Genomic DNA, 2,430 nt, shown 5'->3' with positions numbered 1-2,430 from the left:
ACGAGGCATAGCGAATAGTAAAATTGGGTTTGGCGATTTGATTTTACTACTTCGCTATTTTTTTAAGCTAAAAGTGTCAACACACCCTAGTAAAAGCGTAAGACTTGAGCAGCTTAAGATGCTGATCAAAGAAATATAAAGAAGAGAAAAAATAGATGGCGTCCCTACGGGGATTCGAACCCCGGTTACCGCCGTGAAAGGGCGATGTCCTAGGCCTCTAGACGATAGGGACGTTTAGAAGATGGCGGTATCTTATTGATCCGCCACCAGAGTGTCAAGCAGGTGAGGTGCGAGTTTGTTTAAAATATAGCAAAACAGTTCAGCGGTCTTCTGCGTATCATATAATGCAGAATGGGCTTCTTTGCCATCAAACTCAATCCCAGCCTGAATACAGGATTTTGCCAGTACGGTCTGACCAAACATCACCGCACTTAAAGTCACTGTATCGAAGACAGAAAAACTATGAAATGGGTTCTGGTTTTTGGTTCCGGTACGCGCAATCACGGCCTGAAGAAAACCCAAATCGAAATGTGCATTGTGTCCAACTAAAACTGCATGGGTACAGTTTTGCTGGCGACGCACTTCATTCACAGATTTAAAAATACGCTTAAGCGCAGTTTTTTCATCTTCGGCCATTGCGATTCGCATCGGATTCGAAGGATCGATCCCAATAAACTCCAGCGAACGTCGGTCGAGATTTGCCCCTTCGAAAGGATTGATATGTGCATGGTAAGCTTGACCCGACACAAATTGACCCTCCTCATTATAAACAATCGGAATGGCCGCAATTTCCAGCAATGCATCAGTCTGCGCATTAAAACCTGCAGTCTCGACATCGACAACTACAGGTAAGAATCCACGAAAACGTTGACCAATGATTGGGAGCGTTTCATTTGTCACACTTTTCTCCATTGAATGGTTTTACCAGCATACAGTGGGATAATCTGTTCACCATCCAGATAGTCTAAACTTTCAGGGATTACTTGATCTTCTTTAACCAGGGTAATGGTATTGGTATTACGTGGCAGGCCATAGAAGTCTGCACCAAAATGGCTGGCAAAACCTTCCAGGCGTTCAATTTTACCCACCTGATCAAATGCCTGAGCATACAGCTCAATGGCAGTCGGCGCACTATAACATCCTGCACAGCCACACGCATTTTCTTTTGCATTTTTTGAATGCGGCGCGCTATCTGTTCCCAGGAAAAATTTAGGATTACCGCTGGTTGCGACTTCCAGCAAAGTTTGCTGATGCGTTTGACGTTTTAAAATCGGCAAGCAGTAGAAATGCGGCTTGATCCCACCAACCAGCATGTCATTGCGGTTAAACAATAAATGTTGCGGCGTAATGGTTGCAGCGACATTACGGTCTTGCTCAAGTACAAAGTTTGCTGCTTCGCTGGTAGTGATGTGTTCGAGCACCAGTTTCAGCTTGGGAAATTGTCTGAGTAAGGGAGCCAGCACTTCATCCAGGAAACGCTTTTCACGGTCAAAAATATCGACATGATTATGCGTCACTTCACCATGTAGCAATAAAGGCACTTGGTGTTCTTCAAGCTGTTCAATTACGCCGTAGACTTTGCTCATATCGCTCACACCACTATCGGAGTTGGTGGTCGCACCCGCAGGATAGAGCTTGATGGCATTGACATGCGCAGATTCTTTGATCTTTTTAACTTCGCTTGCCGGGGTGTTGTCAGTGAAATACAGCACCATACGCGGGTCGAAATTTACCCCTTCAGGCACATGTGCCATGATACGTTCACGGTAGGCATTGGCTTCTTCGACAGTTTTAACGGGTGGCACCAGATTTGGCATGCAAATGGCGCGAGAAAACTGCTTGGCTAAATCGGGAACGGTACGTTGAAGTGCTAAACCATCACGCAGGTGAACGTGCCAATCATCTGGCTGGAGAATCGTAATCGTATTCAAGGCAAATTCAGTCGAACAAATAAAACAAATGATAATCCATCTATAGTAAAAATGGTAACGAGAAAGCGCTACAAAATAAGGGATATGTATAAATTAATTTTAAAAAGTATGTTATTTTAAAATTAATAAAAAAATTACATAAATACTTGGCAATGGAATACAAGTACAATCTAGCGAAATTGCAAGATGATAAAGAAGACATAGAACAACTGATTACACGGCAAAGCCAGCGTGTAGGCCCGGTCTTCCCTCAAAATCTGGAACAAGAATTCTGGACCAAAAATCTGGAACGCGCCCGCAAACATGTCGAAAAATATGTGTGGGCTGGAGTACTAGCCTATTTCCTTTTTTTGGTGGTGATGATTCCCACAGATTACTGGAGCATCAGCAAAGAATATTTCGTACATGATTAGATCTCTTGCGAAAGTTAATTTAAGAGCGTCCAGTTCACCATTCCAGCAATTAAATTCATTCTTAGACCAAATCGTTTCCGTCTATT

At 43.3% G+C, this 2,430-nt stretch carries 2 protein-coding genes, 1 tRNA gene and 1 pseudogene; 1 reads left to right on the top strand and 3 read right to left on the bottom strand.

Annotated features, from left to right (window positions below; genetic code table 11):
* Positions 1–156: 156 nt before the first annotated feature.
* From NI464_RS15635 to pyrC, 3 genes are all read right to left on the bottom strand, one after another.
* Positions 157–232: transfer RNA gene (locus NI464_RS15635), tRNA-Glu, on the bottom strand.
* Positions 233–252: 20 nt separating this feature from the next.
* Positions 253–912 carry a ribonuclease T gene (gene rnt, locus NI464_RS15630; protein ID WP_253139500.1) on the bottom strand — a complete coding sequence of 220 codons (660 nt, stop codon included), beginning with the start codon at positions 910–912 and terminating at the stop codon, positions 253–255.
* Positions 897–1,931, bottom strand: coding sequence for a dihydroorotase (pyrC, locus tag NI464_RS15625; protein ID WP_004279558.1), 1,035 nt, complete (start codon positions 1,929–1,931; stop codon positions 897–899). Before pyrC ends, rnt begins: the two co-directional genes overlap by 16 nt.
* A 152-nt stretch (positions 1,932–2,083) precedes the next feature.
* On the opposite strand from pyrC, the pseudogene NI464_RS15620 reads away from it, so the two are divergent.
* Positions 2,084–2,341, top strand: a pseudogene (locus NI464_RS15620) (GGDEF domain-containing protein); the annotation flags it as partial.
* Positions 2,342–2,430 lie beyond the last annotated feature (89 nt).

The organism is Acinetobacter lwoffii (genome assembly GCF_024129685.1).
In the GTDB taxonomy this organism is placed as follows: domain Bacteria; phylum Pseudomonadota; class Gammaproteobacteria; order Pseudomonadales; family Moraxellaceae; genus Acinetobacter; species Acinetobacter lwoffii_X.
Note: the sequence above shows the minus strand (reverse complement) of the source record. Positions and strands in the feature narration are given on the sequence as shown.